The following is a 16,454-nucleotide window of genomic DNA, read 5'->3' as shown; positions in this document are numbered from 1 at the left end:
GCCCCCAGGGCGGTACGGGTCGAGCGCGTCCTGGGGGCCGAGGTCCTGTTGGCGCCCGGTCCCGCGGGCCCGCTACGGCGCCAGCACCCGCCCCGCCAGCTGGACCTCCGCCTCCGCCACGACGTCGTCGGGCGAGGCGCTGCGGGCCAGGCGGAGGCGGTACGCGCCCTCCTCGACCACCCAGCGCGGGTCGTCGACGACGAAGCGGGCGTGGCAGCGGGCGTCGTCGGCCACGATGCTCACCCGGCGGGACTCGCCCGGCTCCAAGGCCACGCTCGCCCACCCGACCAGCCGGTGCGTGCCCTCCGGCGGGGCGAGGTAGACCTGCGGGACGTCCACGCCGGCCCGCTCGCCGGCGTTGCGCACCGTGAGGCTCACGCGCGGGGAGCCGTCCTCGTCCAGGCCGGTCTCCACGTCCTCGTAGGCGAAGCTCGTGTAGCTCAGGCCGTGGCCGAACCAGAACAGCGGGTCCAGGCCCTCCCGGGCGTACCAGCGGTAGCCGACGTCGGCGCCCTCGACGTCGTAGCCGACCAGCGGGAAGCCGCCCCGCCGCGGCTCGCCGGGGTTCGACGTCGTGCTCTGCGGGTCGGTCATCTCCCGGCGGGGGAGCTGCCCCTCGTCCCGCGGGAAGCTCACGGGCAGCCGGCCCGCGGGGGAGGCCGCGCCGGTCAGGAGGGCCGCGATCGCGGCGGCCCCGCCGCTCCCGCCGTACCAGGCGGCCAGGACGGCGTCGACCTCCTCGAGCCACGGCATCCGCACCGCGCCGGGGGTCTGCAGCACGACGACGGTGCGCCCGGCCGCCCCCGCCACCGCAGAGATCAGCTCGTCCTGCCCGTCCTCGAGGCTCAGGTCCGGGTTGTCGCGGCCCTCGGTGGCCCAGTGCTGCGCGATCACGACGGCGGTGTCCCCCGCGCGCAGCGAGGCCCGCACCTCCTCGGGGCCGCCCTCGAGGAAGACCACCTCGGTCTCGGGCAGGGCGCGGCGCAGCTCGTCGAGCGGGGCGGGGCGGTGGAAGGTCTTGGGCAGGGACAGCTGCGCGATCGAGAAGCCCTCCTCCTGGACGGCGTCGGGCGGGGTGACGGTCGAGCTGCCGCCGCCGGAGAGCACCCCGGTCTCGGCCCGCCCGCCGACCACGACCAGCCGCGGCAGCGCCGGGTCCAGGGGCAGGACGCCGTTCTCGTGGCGCAGCAGGACCGCCGAGCGCGTCGCCACGCGCTCGGCCAGCTCCGCGTTCTCGCGCAGCACGGCCGGGGAGGGGGAGCCGGCCGGGCGGCGACGGGCGCCCACGCCGCCCACCGAGCGGAGGGCGGCGACGATCCGGGTGGCCATGTCGTCGAGCCGCCGCTCCGGGACGCGGCCGGAGGCGACGGCGTCGGCCAGTGCGGGGCCGAAGAAGTGGCGGGGGGCCCGCCGGGGGCCCGGCTGGGGGGGCCGGCCCCCGGGCGGCCCCCGGGGGGGCGGGGGGGGCCCCGCCGCGGCCACGGAGGGGAGGCGCCGCAGGATGACGGTGACGGAGGTCGGCGTCGCGCGGAACTGCGGCGGGTCCTTGCCGGCCCGCTCCATCGCGAAGGCCATCCGGGCGAGCCCCGACCCGCGGTTCTCGCACACCGAGGCCCCCGTGCGGGGCATCCGCACCTCCTCCAGGAGCTTGGCCAGGGCCGCGTTGCGCGAGGAGGAGACCGCCGCGCGCCCCAGCTCCTCGGGCCTGATGCCGCCGTACAGCCCGCCGGGGCTGCGGATCTCGAGGCGGTCGGAGTACATCTCCAGCTGCACCTGGATGCCCCGGGCGTAGGGGCTGTAGTCCCGGTGCATCACCGCGTTGGTGATGGCCTCCCGGACCGCGACGTCGGGGTAGTCGAAGACGTCCGTGCGGCCGCGGCCGGTGATGACGGCCGCGCGGTGGGAGTTGCGGCGCACGGCGTCGACCGCCGCGGTGATCATGGCGGGGATGCCGCCGTTGAAGGACTGGTTGTCGGTGAACGCCATGCCCTCCGGCCCCAGCACCCCCAGCGAGGTCCCCGGGACCGCGACGAAGGTGATGGTCAGCTGCGGGAAGAACTCCTGCGGGTAGACGCCCAGCGCCAGCAGGCCCGCCAGCGTGGGCTTGGCGTTCTTGTACGGCTCCGCGATGACGTTCAGCCGCTTCAGCGCCACGTGCCGCTCGACCCCCATGAACGCGGAGGGGGTGCGGTACTCGGCGTTCTCCAGCAGGGCGTTGACCGACGTCGCGCTCAGGATCTCCTGGCTGCCGCCCTCGACGGTCTCGCGGTCGTACTCCGGCTGGATGCCGTTCTCCCGCAGCTGGGAGACCTCGTACTCGGAGAGCTTGTGGTCCCCCTCCCCGATCCGGACGTAGGAGCCGCCGTAGGCGCCCTTATGGGAGACGAAGCAGGGCTTCTCGAAGTAGGGCAGCTCCTCGACGTCGGCCCGGACCAGGCGGTGCCCCTCGAACTCCTCGATCGAGAGCTCGACGGCGGGGTGCGGCGTGAGCTTGGAGCGCACGGCGTTGGAGACCGCGTCGTGCACTCGCTGGGCGTTGAAGCCCGGGATGGGCAGGAAGCTCTTGTCCCGGAGGCCGAACAGGATGGTGCCGCCGGAGCCGTTGGCGAAGGCGCTCATGGTCTCCAGCGCCGACTTGGGAAAGCCGTGGAGGGCCGCCTTGACCTCGACCTCCGTCGACTCGGAACCGGAGGCCCGCAGGCGGGCAATGAGCTGCCGGGTGCTTCTCATAGTCATGATGCTAGTCACATAGTCGCCTCATAGTCACGGGGTCGCGAAGCGACTATGAAGAATTTGTGCCCCGGATTGGCGGGCGAGGAGGGCCCTCGCGCCCGCCGGGGATCCCGATGATGGGTGATACCGCGCGTTTCTGGTATTAGAGTTGCCTCGCTAAGTTCTTATGGTCCTCGCCCGCGGGGGCCTCCCGGTCGTTCCCGAACGGCCCGACATCTTCACCGCCCCAGCTCCTGCCGACCGACCGCCCCGCGATCCGGCCAGGACCTGGCCGACCCCGGACCCGCCAGCATCCCCGGAGGGCCCGGGCCCTTGAGAGGGGAATCGCAGTGACCGCTTCAAGCGCGCCCGCCCGGTCGGCGGTGCGGGAACTCACCGTCCGCGGCATCATCATCGGCGGGATCATCACCCTGGTCTTCACCGCCGCCAACGTGTACCTGGGCCTGAAGGTCGGGCTGACCTTCGCGACGTCGATCCCGGCCGCCGTCATCTCGATGGCGATCCTGCGGCGGTTCGCCCACCACTCGATCGTCGAGAACAACATCGTCCAGACCATCGCCTCGGCGGCGGGGACGCTCTCGGCGATCATCTTCGTCCTCCCGGGCCTGGTGCTCATCGGCTGGTGGAGCGGGTTCCCCTACTGGACCACCGCCGCGGTGTGCGTGCTCGGCGGGATCCTGGGCGTGATGTACTCGATCCCGCTGCGTCGGGCGCTGGTCACCGGGTCCGACCTCCCCTACCCCGAGGGCGTGGCCGCGGCCGAGGTCCTGAAGGTGGGCGAGGAGGCCGGGGCCAACGAGGAGAACCGGCGCGGCCTGCGGGTCATCCTCTTCGGCGCACTCTCCGCGGCTGGGTTCTCGCTGCTCAGCTCGCTCAAGCTCGCGGCCAGCTCGGTCTCCTCCGTGTTCCGCGTCGGACAGGGCGGGACCATGGTGGGCGGCAGCCTCTCCCTCGCGCTGATCGGCGTGGGGCACCTGGTGGGCGTGTCGGTCGGCGTCGCCATGATCGCCGGGCTGATCATCTCCTACGGCGTGCTGCTGCCGATCTTCAGCTCGGGCCAGCTGCCCGGGAGCGGGGACATCTCCGAGACGGTCCAGTCGGTCTTCTCCGGGGACGTGCGCTTCGTCGGGGCCGGCGCCATCGCGATCGCCGCGATCTGGACGCTGCTGAAGATCATCGGGCCGATCGTCCGCGGCATCCGGGACTCGCTGGCCTCGACCCGCGCCCGCAGGGTCGGGCAGCAGGTCCCCGTCGTGGAGCGCGACCTGCCGCTGAACACGGTGATCACCGTGATCCTGGTGTCGATGCTCCCCATCGGGGTCCTGCTCTGGCTGTTCGTCCGCGAGACCGCGCTGACCCAGAGCGCGCTCGGCCTGGTCCTGACCAGCCTGCTCTACATCCTGCTCGTGGGGCTCGCGGTGGCCGCGGTGTGCGGCTACATGGCGGGTCTGATCGGCGCCTCCAACAGCCCGATCTCCGGCGTCGGCATCCTCGTGGCCATCATGGTCGCGCTGATCCTGCGCGTGATCTTCGGCGGGCAGGCCGACGACTCGCAGTCCTCGGCCCTGGTGGCCTACGCGCTGTTCACCGCGGCGGTGGTGTTCAGCGTCGCGACGATCTCCAACGACAACCTCCAGGACCTCAAGACCGGTCAGCTGGTGGGGGCGACGCCGTGGAAGCAGCAGGTGGCGCTGGTCATCGGCGTCGTCTTCGGCTCGCTCATCATCCCGCCGGTGCTGCAGCTGATGAACACCGGCTTCGGGTTCGTCGGGGCGCCCAACGCCGGCCCGGAGGCGCTCGCGGCGCCGCAGGCCTCGCTGATCTCCTCGGTGATCGACGGGATCTTCGGCGGGTCGCTGGACTGGGGGCTCATCGGGCTCGGGGCGCTGATCGGCGTCGTCGTCATCGCGATCGACGAGGTGCTGCGCAAGACCACCCGGCGGGCCAGCCTGCCGGCGCTCGGCGTCGGGATGGGCATGTACCTGCCGATCTCGGTCACGCTCATCATCCCCATCGGCGCGTTCATCGGCCTGTTCTACAACCGCTGGGCCGCCGGGCGCCGCAACCCGGAGCGCGCGCAGCGGATGGGCACGCTCCTGGCGACCGGGCTGATCGTGGGCGAGAGCCTGTGGGGCGTGGTCTTCGCCGCGATCGTGGCGGCCACCGGGCAGGACGAGCCGCTCGCCGTGGTGGGCGAGGGCTTCGCGACGGTCGCGCAGTGGATCGGCATCGTCGTGTTCCTCGCCGTCATCGCGGCGCTCTACCGGTGGATCCGCAGGGTCTCCTCCGGCCTGGAACGCCGGGACGCGCCCGCCGAGCGGTGAACCAGGCGGGCGTCGCGGGCGGGCGTCGTCGGTGCGTACAATCGACGAGGCCCGGCAGCGGGCCATCCCGGCGAGCGCCGCCCGGGGACGACGCCGCCCGCGCGTCGGCCCGCTCGGTCCCGCGCACGCCCCCGCCCCACCGAGGAGTGCCCGTGAGCCCCACCGCCCCGCCCCCGTCCGAGAACGGCGCCCCGCCCCGAGACCGGGAGTCGACGGCGCGTCGGCTCGGCCTCGCGTGGCGGCTGCACGGCGACGGGCGCTCCGTCCCGCCCGGCAGCGTCGTCGCCCCCGACGAGCGGCTCTCCTGGGGGCGCACGGTCAGCATCGGCGCCCAGCACGTGGTCGCCATGTTCGGCGCGACCTTCCTGGTCCCCCTCATCACCGGCTTCCCGCCGGCCACCACGCTGTTCTTCTCCGGCCTGGGCACGGCGCTGTTCCTGCTCATCACTGCCGGGCGGGTGCCCTCCTACCTGGGCTCCTCCTTCGCGTTCATCGCGCCCATCGGCGCGGCCACCAACCAGTACGGGCCGGGCGGGGCGCTGGGCGGCGTCGTCATGGCGGGGCTCGCGCTGTTCCTGATCGGCCTGATCGTGCAGTGGGCCGGGACCGGCTGGCTGCAGCGGCTCATGCCGCCGCTGGTCACGGGGAGCATCGTGGCGCTGATCGGCTTCAACCTGGCGCCGTCGGCCAAGGACAACTTCATGGCCGCCCCGGTCACCGCGCTGGTGACCCTCGGCTCGATCGTGCTGGTCTCGGTGCTGTTCCGCGGGCTGCTGGGGCGCCTGTCGATCCTGGTCGGGGTGGTCGTCGGCTACCTGACCGCCGTCGTCCGCGGGGAGATCGACTTCTCGACCATCCGCACGACCTGGGAGAGCGAGGGGCTGTTCGGGCTGCCCCAGTTCCACGCCCCCGAGTTCCACCTGGCCGTGGTGGGCCTGTTCGTCCCGGTGGTGCTGGTGCTGGTGGCCGAGAACATCGGGCACGTGAAGTCGGTGGCGCTCATGACGGGCCGCGACCTGGACCGGTACGCCGGCCGTGCCATCATGGCCGACGGCCTGGCGACCACCGTGGCGGGCTCCGGCGGCGGCTCGGGCACCACGACCTACGCCGAGAACATCGGCGTCATGGCCGCGACCAAGGTGTACTCGACCGCTGCCTACTGGGTCGCGGCGGTGGTGGCCCTGCTGCTGTCGGTGATGCCGGTCTTCGGCGCGGCCGTCGCCACCGTCCCCGCGGGCGTGCTGGGCGGGGCCGCCACGGTCCTGTACGGCATGATCGGCATGCTGGGCATCCGCATCTGGGTGCAGAACCGCGTGGACTTCTCCAACCAGGTCAACCTCACGACGGCGGCCGTCGCCCTGATCGTGGGCATCGCCGACTACACGTGGGACCTGGGCGGCCTGCAGTTCGCCGGCATCGCACTGGGGACCGGCGCCACCCTGGTGGTGTACCACCTGATGGCGTTCATCGCCCGACGACGCGGATCGGTCGGCTCGGACCCGCTGGAACCGGACGCGACGCGGGACCCCTCGCCGCTCGGGTGAGCCCGGTGGGCCCGGGGCGGCCGGGCCGTCGGCTGCGGCCGGGCGACGATTCAGTGCTGCCGAGGTGGGCGGCGAGGGCGCGACGCCGTCGGCGAGCTGAGAACGACGCGGCGTGTGGGCCGCCTACCGTGATGCGGAGGGCGGTTGGCCGGCAGCTCATGAGAGGTGTTCATGAACTGGCGATTTTCGGAGGTTTGGTTCCGATCATCGCCGAGTCCCGGGTGCTCGGCCACAATCGTCGTCTTGACGGGCACCGTCCTTCGCCGCCGCTTTTCGCCGCGGTGCGAGGGCACGCCATGGGCATCTCGGTACTAGCGATTCTCGGAGCTTTCCATCCGATGGTCGTGCGGTCCGGGATATTCACTCTGGGCAGCCGGTTCCCCAATTCCCCGGTTATCCAGTTCTACGCTCCCCCATGTTCCAGCTCTCAGATCACCCGCTTTTCCGGATTCCCGATGATTTGACCGCGTGGTCATCGGAAAGATAGCTCCGAAAATCGCTAGTAGGCGGCAGCACATATAGCGGCCGATCGGTTTCTACCGCTGCATCGCCCTTCTGTACGGTGCGCAGGTCGGCCGGGGTGTCCCGGCCGGAGGCCGGGGCGCGAATCACGGCTTCCGTGGGCCACCGTCCGTGAAACCCGCACCATCCGTGCGGACCGCACCGTCCGAGTGGGCCGATCCGCGGAATCGGGAGTCTAAGCGCGGGGGCCGCCCGCCGAGCCCGCTCAGCGGCCGGGGCGCTCGGCGTCGGCGTCTGTGTCGGCGTCGGGGGCTGGTGGGAACTCCGCGACCGCGAGGTCGCAGCGGTCGGTGATGAGGCCGTCGGCGCCGAGGGCCGCCAGGCGGCGCATCTCCTCCCGGGAGTTCACCGTCCAGAACTCGACGCGGTAGCCGCACGCGTGCGCCGCGGCGACCAGGCGTGGGGTGGCCATGTGCACCGTGATCGGGCCCAGACGGTGCGAGGCGGGGACCTGCAGCGCGTCGAAGGGCGCGATCCAGCGGCGCAGGAGCCGTGCCACGCGGGGCCAGACGACGGCCGCGCCCCTCGCCCCGGTCAGCTGCGTGACGAGCCAGAAGGCGAAGATCCCGCCGTATCCGGGGCTGGCGAGGACGCGGACGCCGTCGGCCTCCAGGGCGCGCTGGACGCGGCGTCGTCGGGACTCGGAGAACGAGGCCAGGCGGATCCGGCCCTCCGCCCCCGCGGCCCGGACGACCCCCGGGATCCGGGCGACCGCGCCCTCGTCCTTGATGTCGATGTTGAAGCGCAGCTCGGGGAACTCGGCGAGCGCGCGGGCCAGGGTGGGGACGTGTTCGCCGCCCGGGAGGCGCACCTCCTCGAGGCGCTCGGCGGTGACGGCCGCGACGTCGTCGGGGACGCCTGTCACGCGCTCCAGGGAGGGGTCGTGGATGAGGACGGGGACGCCGTCGGCGGTGGTGTTGACGTCCGTCTCGATCCAGCGGACGCCCAGCTCGGCGGCGGCGCGGAAGGCCTCCAGGGTGTTCTCCGCGCCCTCGGGGGCGAAGCCGCGGTGGGCCAGGATCTCGGGGCGAGGGCCGTCGCCCGAGGGGCGCTCCTGCCCGTCCCGGTCACTCACTCCGCCCACCGCCTAGGCCCGCTCGGTCGCCGTGGGCGACCCGGTCGGCGCGGCCTGGCCCGACTGCTCGGCGATCAGCCGCTCGATCGTCTGGGCCACGCCGTCCTCCTCGAAGGGCGGGCAGGTCCGGCCCACCGCCTCGATGACCTCGGGCCAGCCGCCGCCCATCGCGTAGCCGTGGGTGGCCCAGCGCAGCATCTCGGTGTCGTTGGGCATGTCGCCGAAGGCCGCCACCTGGTCCGCGGTGATGCCGCGCTCGGCGCACCAGCGGGCCAGCGTGCGGCCCTTGGACAGCCCCGGCTGCCCGATCTCCGCCAGCGGCAGGTTGGCCAGCGCGTGGGTCACCGAGACCGCGTCACCGGCCTCGTCCAGGACCTCCTCGTAGAGCTCGCGCGGCTGCATCGACTCGTCCTTGACGAGGAGCTTGATGACGCCGGTGGAGGGGTCCAGGCGGGATTCGATGGGCCCCACCTCGACGTCGCCGGTCTCGACCAGGTTGGTCCGCCCCCAGTTCTCCTCCTCCAGCACCGCCTCCAGGGTCTCCGCGCAGAACTTGGCGCGGGGCAGGCGACGGCGCAGGCGGCCCATCAGGTCCAGGACCACCTCGCCGTCCACCAGCTCGGACTCGAGCACCTCGTCGCGGGCGAGGTCGTAGACCACGGCGCCGTTGGAGCAGATGGCCACCGAGTCGTACTTCAGCTGGTCCCACAGCGGGTCCAGCCAGCGGTGCGGGCGGCCGGTCACGAAGACGATCTCGATCCCCGCCTCCTGGGCGGCCGCGATCGCCTCCAGCGTGCGCGGACGGAACCGGAAGTCCGGGCCCAGCACGGTCCCGTCCATGTCCGTGGCGATCAGCTTGATCATGCGGAGACCCCGTAGGTGGGCGTCAGGAAGGCCCGGCCCAGCCCGTGGAAGAACAGGTTGAAGTTCACGACGGCGGGGCTCGCGTCCTCGTCGACCTCCAGCTCCTCCACGTCCACCGCGGTGACGCAGAAGATGTAGCGGTGCGCGCCGTGCCCGGGGGGCGGCGCGGCGCCGGTGAACGCGCGGGTGCCGCCGTCGTTGAGGTGCCTCACCGCGCCCCCGATCTCCCCGGAGGCCCACCCGGTGGGCAGCTCGGTGACCGAGGCCGGGACGTTGGACACGCACGTGTGCCAGAAGCCGGACGGCGTCGGGGCGTCCGGGTCGAAGCAGGTCACCACGTAGGACTTGGTGCCCTCGGGCGCCCCGGACCAGGAGAGCTGCGGGGCGAGGTCCTCGCCGCCCTCGATGCCCATGGCGGCCGAGGCGTGCGGCAGGGCGAGGGGCTCGCCGTCGCGGACGTCCTCGGAGGTCAGGGTGAACTCGGGGAGGTCGGGAAGATCTGCGTAGGGGCTGCGGTTCAGCATGGTCGCCTCTCGTTGCGGTCGGCTGGAAGGTGGTGGGTGCTGCTGCGGTGTCCGTGGGAGAGGCCCGACGCCGTCCGGGCCGGACGCCGGGACGGGCCCGCCCCGGCGTCGGCCCCGGGGTCAGGCGGCGAGCTCCTCCCGGGTGGGCGGGTTGGCGCCCGCGCGGGAGACGGTGATGCCCGCGGCCTTGGCAGCGTAGGCGAGGATCTCCGCGACCTCCACCTCGCCGAGGGCGGCCACGCGCTCCGCCGCGCCGGCCCCGGAGATGCCGCGGTCCACCAGCGCGGAGATCAGGGCCGCCATGAGGGAGTCCCCGGCCCCCACGGTGTCGGCCACCTCGACCCGGTGGGCCGGGACGCGCACGCCCTCCGGCCCGGTGCCCCGGCTCACCGCCCAGGGGCCCAGCTCGCCGCGGGTCACGACGACGAGGCTCGCCCCGGCGTCGAGCCACGCCTGCGCCGACTCCTCGATGGTCCGGCCCGGGTACAGCCACAGCAGGTCCTCGTCCGAGGCCTTCACGACGTCGGCGTGCTCGACCACCGACTCCGCCCAGCCCCGGGCCTCCGAGGAGTCCGGGACGATGCTGGGGCGGCAGTTGGGGTCGTAGGAGATCAGGGCGTGCGGGGCTGCCTGGCGCACGGCCTCCAGCACCGTGGAGGCGCCCGGCTCGAGCATCGCGCCGATGGAGCCGACGTGCAGCAGCTCGGTGTCGGCGAGGATGTCCGCGAGCCGGTCCGCCGCGGCCTCGAGGTTCCAGTCCAGCTGGAAGTCGTAGGACATGGAGCCGCGGGAGTCCATGGTGGCCTCCGCGACCGAGGTGGGGGCGTCGTCGGGCCCCACCGGCAGCTCGACGCCGGCCTCCCGCAGGTGCGCCTCGAGCGCGGCCCCGTGCTCGTCCCGGCCGTAGCGGCCCACGAAGAGCGTGCGGTGGCCCAGCCGCGAGAGGCCGACCGCCACGTTCATGGGGCTCCCGCCCGGGTGGGCACGGGGGCTGACGCCCTCGCCACGGACGATATCGATGAGGGCCTCGCCAATCACGGTCAACATGCCCCCAGCTTACCGATCTCACCCGCCGTCATACGGTCAGGCCCCGCGCGCGGCATGGATTACCCTGGTAGACGGTCGCACTTCAACGAATGCGCTAGCAGCACGCCCGGGTCAGCGACGCCCCGGAGCGAGGAAGAGTAAAACACCAGTGACTACATCCGTTACCCCCACCGAATGGTCCCGCCGCGAGGAGCTCGCCGAGGCGATGATCCCGCTGATCGGCCGGCTGCACCGCGAGAACCGCGTGGTCGTCAACATCCACGGCCGCAGCCTGCTCAACCAGTCGGTCACCGACCTCATCAAGGCCCACCGCTGGGCCCGCCAGATCGACACGGTCGAGCTGAGCCTCGAGGAGACCTACCCGATCGTCGAGGCGCTGGACGGCCTCGAGCTCGGCCCGGCCTCGGTGGACCTGGCCCGGCTGAACAAGCTCCACAAGACCCAGGGCAACGACGCCGACCTGGACGGCTGGCTGCGCGGCCAGCTCGCCGAGGTCGTGGGGCAGAGGGACGAGAACGGGCACACCGACCAGGACATCGTGCTCTACGGCTTCGGCCGGATCGGGCGCCTGCTCGCGCGGATCCTCATCGAGCGCGGGCTGGGCTCGGGGCTGAACCTGCGCGCCGTCGTCGTGCGGAAAAACGGCGAGGACGACCTGTACAAGCGCGCCTCCCTGCTGCGCCGCGACTCGGTGCACGGCGCCTTCCAGGGCACCATCCAGGCCGACCCGGAGAACGACGTGATCACCGCCAACGGCGTGCCGATCCAGTTCATCTACTCCTCCGACCCCGCGACCGTGGACTACGAGCAGTACGGCATCAGCGACGCGCTGATCATCGACAACACCGGCCGCTGGCGCGACGAGGCCGGGCTGTCCGAGCACCTCAAGGCCAAGGGCGCGGCGAAGGTGCTGCTGACCGCGCCGGGCAAGGGCGACCTCAAGAACATCGTGTGCGGTGTCAACGACGCCGTCCTCTCCCCCGAGGACACGATCGTCTCCGCGGCGTCGTGCACGACCAACGCGATCACCCCGGTGCTCAAGGTCCTCGACGACGAGTACGGCGTCCGCCACGGCCACGTCGAGACGGTCCACTCGTTCACCAACGACCAGAACCTCATCGACAACTTCCACCGGGGCGACCGGCGGGGGCGCTCGGCAGCGCTGAACATGGTGCTGACCGAGACCGGCGCGGCGAAGGCCGTGGCCAAGGCCCTGCCGCAGCTCAAGGGCAAGCTCACCGGCAACGCGATCCGCGTCCCCACCCCGGACGTGTCGATGGCGATCCTGAACCTGCAGCTGGAGAAGGCGCCGGAGTCCAAGGAGTCGCTGAACACCTACCTCCGGGACATGTCCCTGAACTCCTCGCTGCGCAAGCAGATCGACTACACGGACTCCCACGAGGTCGTCTCCACGGACTTCGTGGGCTCGCGCCGCGCGGGCATCGTGGACGGGCTGGCGACGATCGTCTCCGGCAACTCCGTGGTGGTCTACGTCTGGTACGACAACGAGTTCGGGTACTCGTGCCAGGTGATCCGCGTGGTCGAGGAGATGGCCGACGCGCACCCGGCCAGCTTCCCGCGGGGCTAGCCTCCCGCCCCCGGCGCCGCGCGCGCCGCGGTGCCCGACGGGCCCGCACCGGATCGCCTCCGGTGCGGGCCCGTCCGCGTTGGGGACCCGCCCTCAGCGGCGGTAGAACGCCTCGATCGCGCGGCCGAGGGCGGCGGCGTCGTCGACGTGGCACATCTCCCGGGCCGAGTGCATCGAGAGCAGCCCCAGCCCGACGTCGACCGTCCGCACGCCCAGCCGGGTCGCGGTGATCGGGCCGATGGTCGAGCCGCAGGGGACGTTGTTGTGGGACACGAACTCCTGGTACGGCACGCCCGCGTCCTCGCAGGCCATGGCCCACTCGGCGGCGCCCACGGCGTCGGTCGCGTAGCGCTGGTTGGCGTTGATCTTCAGCAGCGGGCCGCCGCCGGGCACGGGGCGGTTCACCGGGTCGTGGTGGCCCGGGTAGTTCGGGTGGACCAGGTGCCCGGCGTCGGAGGAGAGGCACACCGACGCCGCGAGCGCCCGGCGGTGCTCCTCCGCGCCCCCGCGCGCGGCGGTGAGGCGGACCAGGACGTCCTCGAGGAACGGGCCCGCGGCGCCGGAGCGCGTCCCCGATCCGATCTCCTCGTGGTCGAAGGCCGCGAGCACCAGCGTCTGCCCCGAGGCGCCGCCCCCGGCCGCGGCCGCCCGGATCAGCGCCTGCGTTCCGGCGTGGACCGAGGAGAGGTTGTCCAGCCTCCCGGAGGCCAGGAACTGCCCCTCCGCGCCGAAGCGGCGGGGCGGCTGGGTGTCGGCGAGGACGATGTCGTACCCCAGGATCGCGGAAGGGTCCACCGGGCGCCCCGGGGCCTCGGCGTGCCGGGCCAGGTAGGCCAGGACGTCGCCCTCGTCCTCCCCCGTGCTCCAGACGGGCTGGGTGTTGGCCTGCCGGTCGAGGGTCAGGCCCTCGTTGGCGGAGCGGTCCAGGTGGATCGCGAGCTGCGGGATGCGCGCGACCGGGCCGGTGGCCACGAGGCGCTCCCGGGCGGCGTCGCCCTCCCGGACCACGAGCCGGCCCGCGAGGCACAGCTCGCGGTCCAGCCAGGAGTTCAGCAGCGCCCCGCCGTAGACCTCGACGCCGGCCTGGCGCCACCCGAAGCGCCCGGTCGAGGGGCGGGGCTTGAGCTTGAAGGAGGGCGAGTCGGTGTGGGCGCCGAGGATGCGGAATCCCGGCTCCGGGTCCTGCGGGGCGTGCCAGGCGATGAGGGCGCCGTCGCGAACGACGAAGGCGCCACCCGGCTCCGCGCCGAAGGGCTCGGCCTCGTCGAGCCGGCGGAACCCGGCGGCCTCGAGGCGGCGGGCGGCCTCCGCGGCGGCGTGGAAGGAGGACGGCGAGGCCGTGACGAAGGCGCCGAGGTCCTCGGCGTGCTCGACGGGGCTCGGGGCGGGGGCGCTGGGGCTGGTCATGGGCACTTCCTGGGGTCGGTGGGAGGGCGGCGGGGCCGGGCCGCGGCGGGCCGGCACCGGGGACGGGGCGGGATCGGGAGACGGGTCGGGATGACGGTTCAGGCGGCGCCCCGGCCCCGGGGGTCGGCCCCGGCGCCGGGTGGCCGGCGGGTTGCGGTGGGACGGTTCAGCCGGCGGCGACCCGATCCTTCAGGGCCTTCGACCCCGGCGGGAGGAGCACCCGGCGCCGGGTCTGGAGGCCGCGGCGTCGGGCCAGGACCACGATCAGCGCCGCGTAGCCGAGGTTCAGGAGCAGGGCGACGCCGAGGTCGAAGGCGCTGCCGCCCTCGGAGGCGAAGGGGTCGGCCCAGCCGATCGAGCCGAGCAGGAGGCCGATGACGTTGTTGGCCACGTGCAGGCCGATGGCGGCCTCCAGCCCGCCGGTCCGGTAGCACAGGTACCCGGCGGTCAGCGCCATGGCCCCCACGCTGGCCTGCCCCCAGGGGTCGTACCCGTGCCCGATGACGAAGATCGGCACGGGCAGGACGATGGCCCACGCCGGGTGCCGGAGCCACCGCCCGATCGTCTGCATCAGGTACCCGCGGAACGCGTACTCCTCCGCCGCGCACTGCAGGGGCACGAGCACGAGGATCATGGCGAGGATCCACCAGCCCACGGACGGGTCGAAGGCCGTCTCCGGGAGGGGCGCCCCCGCGGCCGCCGGGACGCCGATCAGGACCGCCTGCACGACGCCGTACAGCCCGAACCCGACGATCAGGCACAGGCCCAGCCAGCGCCAGCGGACCCGCCCCGCGACCGAGGAGATGAGCCCGAGCGGCGAGGGCCCCATGATGACCCGCGCGAGGAGCACGCACGGCAGCAGGACCACGATGCTGAAGAAGGTGACGAAGAAGACGAGCGGCTGGGTGAAGATGTCCACCGGGTAGTCCGAGGAGCTGAGCTCCATGGACACCTCGGGGCCGCCGGGCGCGAGGGCGACGACGGCGAGGAGGATCCCGAGGACGATGCTGACGCAGAAGAAGATGGGCCCGGAGATCAGGACCTCCACCAGCGGCTTCCACCAGCGATGCCGCGGATCCGCGTGGTCGAGGCGATGGTAGGCGAGCTCGGCGGGCCGGGCGGACGGGGCCGCGGGGCCCCCGGTCCAGTGCGCGGTCTCGGGGGCGACGGGGTCCTGCCCGCCCTCCGGCGGGGGGACGGGGGCCGAGCCGGCGGCTCGGGCGTGGGGGTCGATCATGCTCCCAGCCTATGCATGCACGGCCGGAACTTTCCTGTGAAGCGCGCGACCCGTTCCACGAGTTGTCCAGCGAGCATTGAGCTTTTCCCAGGTCAGGGCGTAACTTGAGTCTCATCATCACTGGTCGCCGACGGCTTGGACGCCGACGATCCGCCGCATCGTCCCGAGGATCCCGCCATGGCATACACGTTCAACGCACCCCCCAACTGGCCCCAGCCCCCGGAGGGGTGGCGCCCCGGCCCGGGCTGGCAGCCCGACCCGTCCTGGGGCCCGGCACCCGACGGCTGGGTCTTCTGGAAGGACGAGCAGGGACGCCCGGTGGGGTCCGACGGCGCGCCCCTCGGGTCCGACGCCGGCTCCGGCGGGCCCGGAACCGGCCCGGCCTATCCCGGCGCGGGGTCGCCCGGCGCCGGGTCCTCCGCTGCGGGTTCCTCCGCCGCGGCGGCGACCGGCGGGTCAGGCGGCGCGGGTGGGGCGGATCCGGCGGCGGAGGCTGGAACGGGTCCGGCCCCGGGAACGGCTCCGGCGCCGGCCGCGGGCCGGGGGACCCCGGCCCGGGAGGTCCGGGCGGCCCCGGCGGCGGTTACGACTCCCCGCGGAAGAAGGGCTTCTTCGCCACCACCGGCGGCATCCTCACCATCATCGGCGGGGTGCTGCTGATCCTGGTCATCGTCCTGGTCGTGGTGCTCGTGGGCTTCTTCCGCAACGCCGGCAGCCAGGTGGCCGACGACGACCGCGAGGTCGGGCCCTCGGCCGCTGCCTCCTCCAGCCCGCCCGAGAGCTCGGAGGCCTCCCCCTCGGCGTCGTCCGGCTCCGCCTCGAGCGATCCGGACGCCCGGCCCACCGGGACCCGGCCCGAGCAGGGCATCGAGCCGACCACCGTGGATCCCGTCTACTCCTTCAACGGCCGCGGCGACCAGCAGGTCCAGGCGGACCTCGACCCGAGCACGGTCTACTACGTCGAGTACTGGTACGAGGGCGAGTCGAACTTCATCGTCTGGGGCCTCGACGACGAGGGCGAGGAGGGCGGCCTCATGGCCAACGAGATCGGCACGACCGCCGGCTCCCACTGGGTCGACGCCGACGACCTCTACTCCACCGAGGGCTTCAGCGTCGACACCGACGACGAGGGCGTCTGGGAGCTCAAGGTCTACGACTCCCAGGCCCTGGGCATCTCCGACACCGAGGGCGAGGCCCAGCTCAACGGCACCGTGGCCTTCGGCTACACGGGCGCGGCGAAGGAGGCCACGTTCGCCAACGAGAGCGACGACGCCCTGACCCTCACCGCCTACGGCCTGGACGGCACCACGCTGTTCTCGGAGAGCGTCCCCGGCAGCGGGACCGTCAAGGTCGACCTCCCGGCCAGCAGCGAGGACAACCCGGCCCTGGTGCAGGTCGAGAGCATCTACGGGGAATCGAAGTGGACCGTCACCTTCGGGTGACCGGAGACTGCGAGAACGCCTCCCCTTCTGGACAAAAGAAGGGGAGGCGTTTCTGCCAGTGCGGACCCGCCGGGTCCTGGCTGGACGAGAGTTTCGGCGCAGGCGGTAAACTCCGCCGGAGCGGATTTCGACACACCCACCAGCGTG

Annotated in this window: 11 protein-coding genes; 4 read left to right on the top strand and 7 right to left on the bottom strand. The window is 73.0% G+C overall.

What is annotated here, in order from left to right:
- Positions 1-72: 72 nt before the first annotated feature.
- Positions 73-2,730 carry a glycoside hydrolase family 3 C-terminal domain-containing protein gene (locus NBM05_RS06635; protein ID WP_254166034.1) on the bottom strand — a complete coding sequence of 886 codons (2,658 nt, stop codon included), beginning with the start codon at positions 2,728-2,730 and terminating at the stop codon, positions 73-75.
- A 332-nt stretch (positions 2,731-3,062) separates the two neighbouring features.
- Between NBM05_RS06635 and NBM05_RS06630 the strand changes: the two genes are divergently transcribed.
- Positions 3,063-5,057: an OPT family oligopeptide transporter gene (locus NBM05_RS06630; RefSeq protein ID WP_254166032.1), complete on the top strand. Its 1,995-nt coding sequence runs from the start codon at positions 3,063-3,065 to the stop codon at positions 5,055-5,057.
- A 242-nt stretch (positions 5,058-5,299) separates the two neighbouring features.
- On the top strand, positions 5,300-6,601 hold the full coding sequence (locus NBM05_RS06625) for a uracil-xanthine permease family protein (protein ID WP_254166067.1): 1,302 nt from the start codon (positions 5,300-5,302) through the stop codon (positions 6,599-6,601).
- 727 nt (positions 6,602-7,328) lie between these two features.
- Here the strand turns inward: NBM05_RS06625 and NBM05_RS06620 are convergent.
- The 4 genes from NBM05_RS06620 to NBM05_RS06605 form a co-directional block, all read right to left on the bottom strand.
- Positions 7,329-8,198 (bottom strand): glycerophosphodiester phosphodiesterase family protein, encoded by an 870-nt coding sequence (locus NBM05_RS06620; protein WP_254166030.1) that lies wholly within the window; start codon positions 8,196-8,198, stop codon positions 7,329-7,331.
- 12 nt (positions 8,199-8,210) lie between these two features.
- Entirely contained in the window at positions 8,211-9,062 is an 852-nt protein-coding gene (locus NBM05_RS06615) for an HAD family hydrolase (RefSeq protein ID WP_254166028.1), read from the bottom strand.
- Positions 9,059-9,586 (bottom strand): YbhB/YbcL family Raf kinase inhibitor-like protein, encoded by a 528-nt coding sequence (locus NBM05_RS06610; RefSeq protein WP_254166026.1) that lies wholly within the window; start codon positions 9,584-9,586, stop codon positions 9,059-9,061. Before NBM05_RS06610 ends, NBM05_RS06615 begins: the two co-directional genes overlap by 4 nt.
- Before the next feature lie 120 nt (positions 9,587-9,706).
- Positions 9,707-10,633 (bottom strand): carbohydrate kinase family protein, encoded by a 927-nt coding sequence (locus tag NBM05_RS06605; protein WP_254166024.1) that lies wholly within the window; start codon positions 10,631-10,633, stop codon positions 9,707-9,709.
- A gap of 148 nt (positions 10,634-10,781) precedes the next feature.
- Between NBM05_RS06605 and NBM05_RS06600 the strand changes: the two genes are divergently transcribed.
- A complete protein-coding gene (locus NBM05_RS06600) occupies positions 10,782-12,221 on the top strand; it encodes a glyceraldehyde-3-phosphate dehydrogenase (RefSeq protein ID WP_309248129.1) in 1,440 nt (479 codons plus the stop codon).
- Positions 12,222-12,314: 93 nt separating this feature from the next.
- On the opposite strand, the gene NBM05_RS06595 is transcribed toward NBM05_RS06600, so the two are convergent.
- A complete protein-coding gene (locus tag NBM05_RS06595) occupies positions 12,315-13,628 on the bottom strand; it encodes a M18 family aminopeptidase (RefSeq protein ID WP_254166022.1) in 1,314 nt (437 codons plus the stop codon).
- Between the two features lie 166 nt (positions 13,629-13,794).
- Positions 13,795-14,865 (bottom strand): CPBP family intramembrane glutamic endopeptidase, encoded by a 1,071-nt coding sequence (locus NBM05_RS06590; protein ID WP_254166020.1) that lies wholly within the window; start codon positions 14,863-14,865, stop codon positions 13,795-13,797.
- A 650-nt stretch (positions 14,866-15,515) separates the two neighbouring features.
- Here NBM05_RS06590 and NBM05_RS06585 point away from each other — a divergent pair.
- Entirely contained in the window at positions 15,516-16,307 is a 792-nt protein-coding gene (locus tag NBM05_RS06585; protein WP_254166018.1) for a hypothetical protein, read from the top strand.
- Positions 16,308-16,454: the final 147 nt, after the last annotated feature.

Origin of the sequence: Rothia santali (genome assembly GCF_024199905.1) — a bacterium.
GTDB classification, from domain to species: Bacteria; Actinomycetota; Actinomycetes; order Actinomycetales; family Micrococcaceae; genus Rothia; species Rothia santali.
The sequence above is the reverse complement of the archived record's forward strand: the minus strand, read 5'-3'. Positions and strand labels throughout refer to the sequence as shown.

Coding starts and splice junctions, on each gene's coding strand:
- NBM05_RS06635 (WP_254166034.1), bottom strand. CDS start 2,730: ATGAGAAGCACCCGGCAGCTCATTGCCCGCCTGCGGGCCTCCGGTTCC.
- NBM05_RS06615 (WP_254166028.1), bottom strand. CDS start 9,062: ATGATCAAGCTGATCGCCACGGACATGGACGGGACCGTGCTGGGCCCG.
- NBM05_RS06610 (WP_254166026.1), bottom strand. CDS start 9,586: ATGCTGAACCGCAGCCCCTACGCAGATCTTCCCGACCTCCCCGAGTTC.
- NBM05_RS06605 (WP_254166024.1), bottom strand. CDS start 10,633: ATGTTGACCGTGATTGGCGAGGCCCTCATCGATATCGTCCGTGGCGAG.
- NBM05_RS06595 (WP_254166022.1), bottom strand. CDS start 13,628: ATGACCAGCCCCAGCGCCCCCGCCCCGAGCCCCGTCGAGCACGCCGAG.
- NBM05_RS06590 (WP_254166020.1), bottom strand. CDS start 14,865: ATGATCGACCCCCACGCCCGAGCCGCCGGCTCGGCCCCCGTCCCCCCG.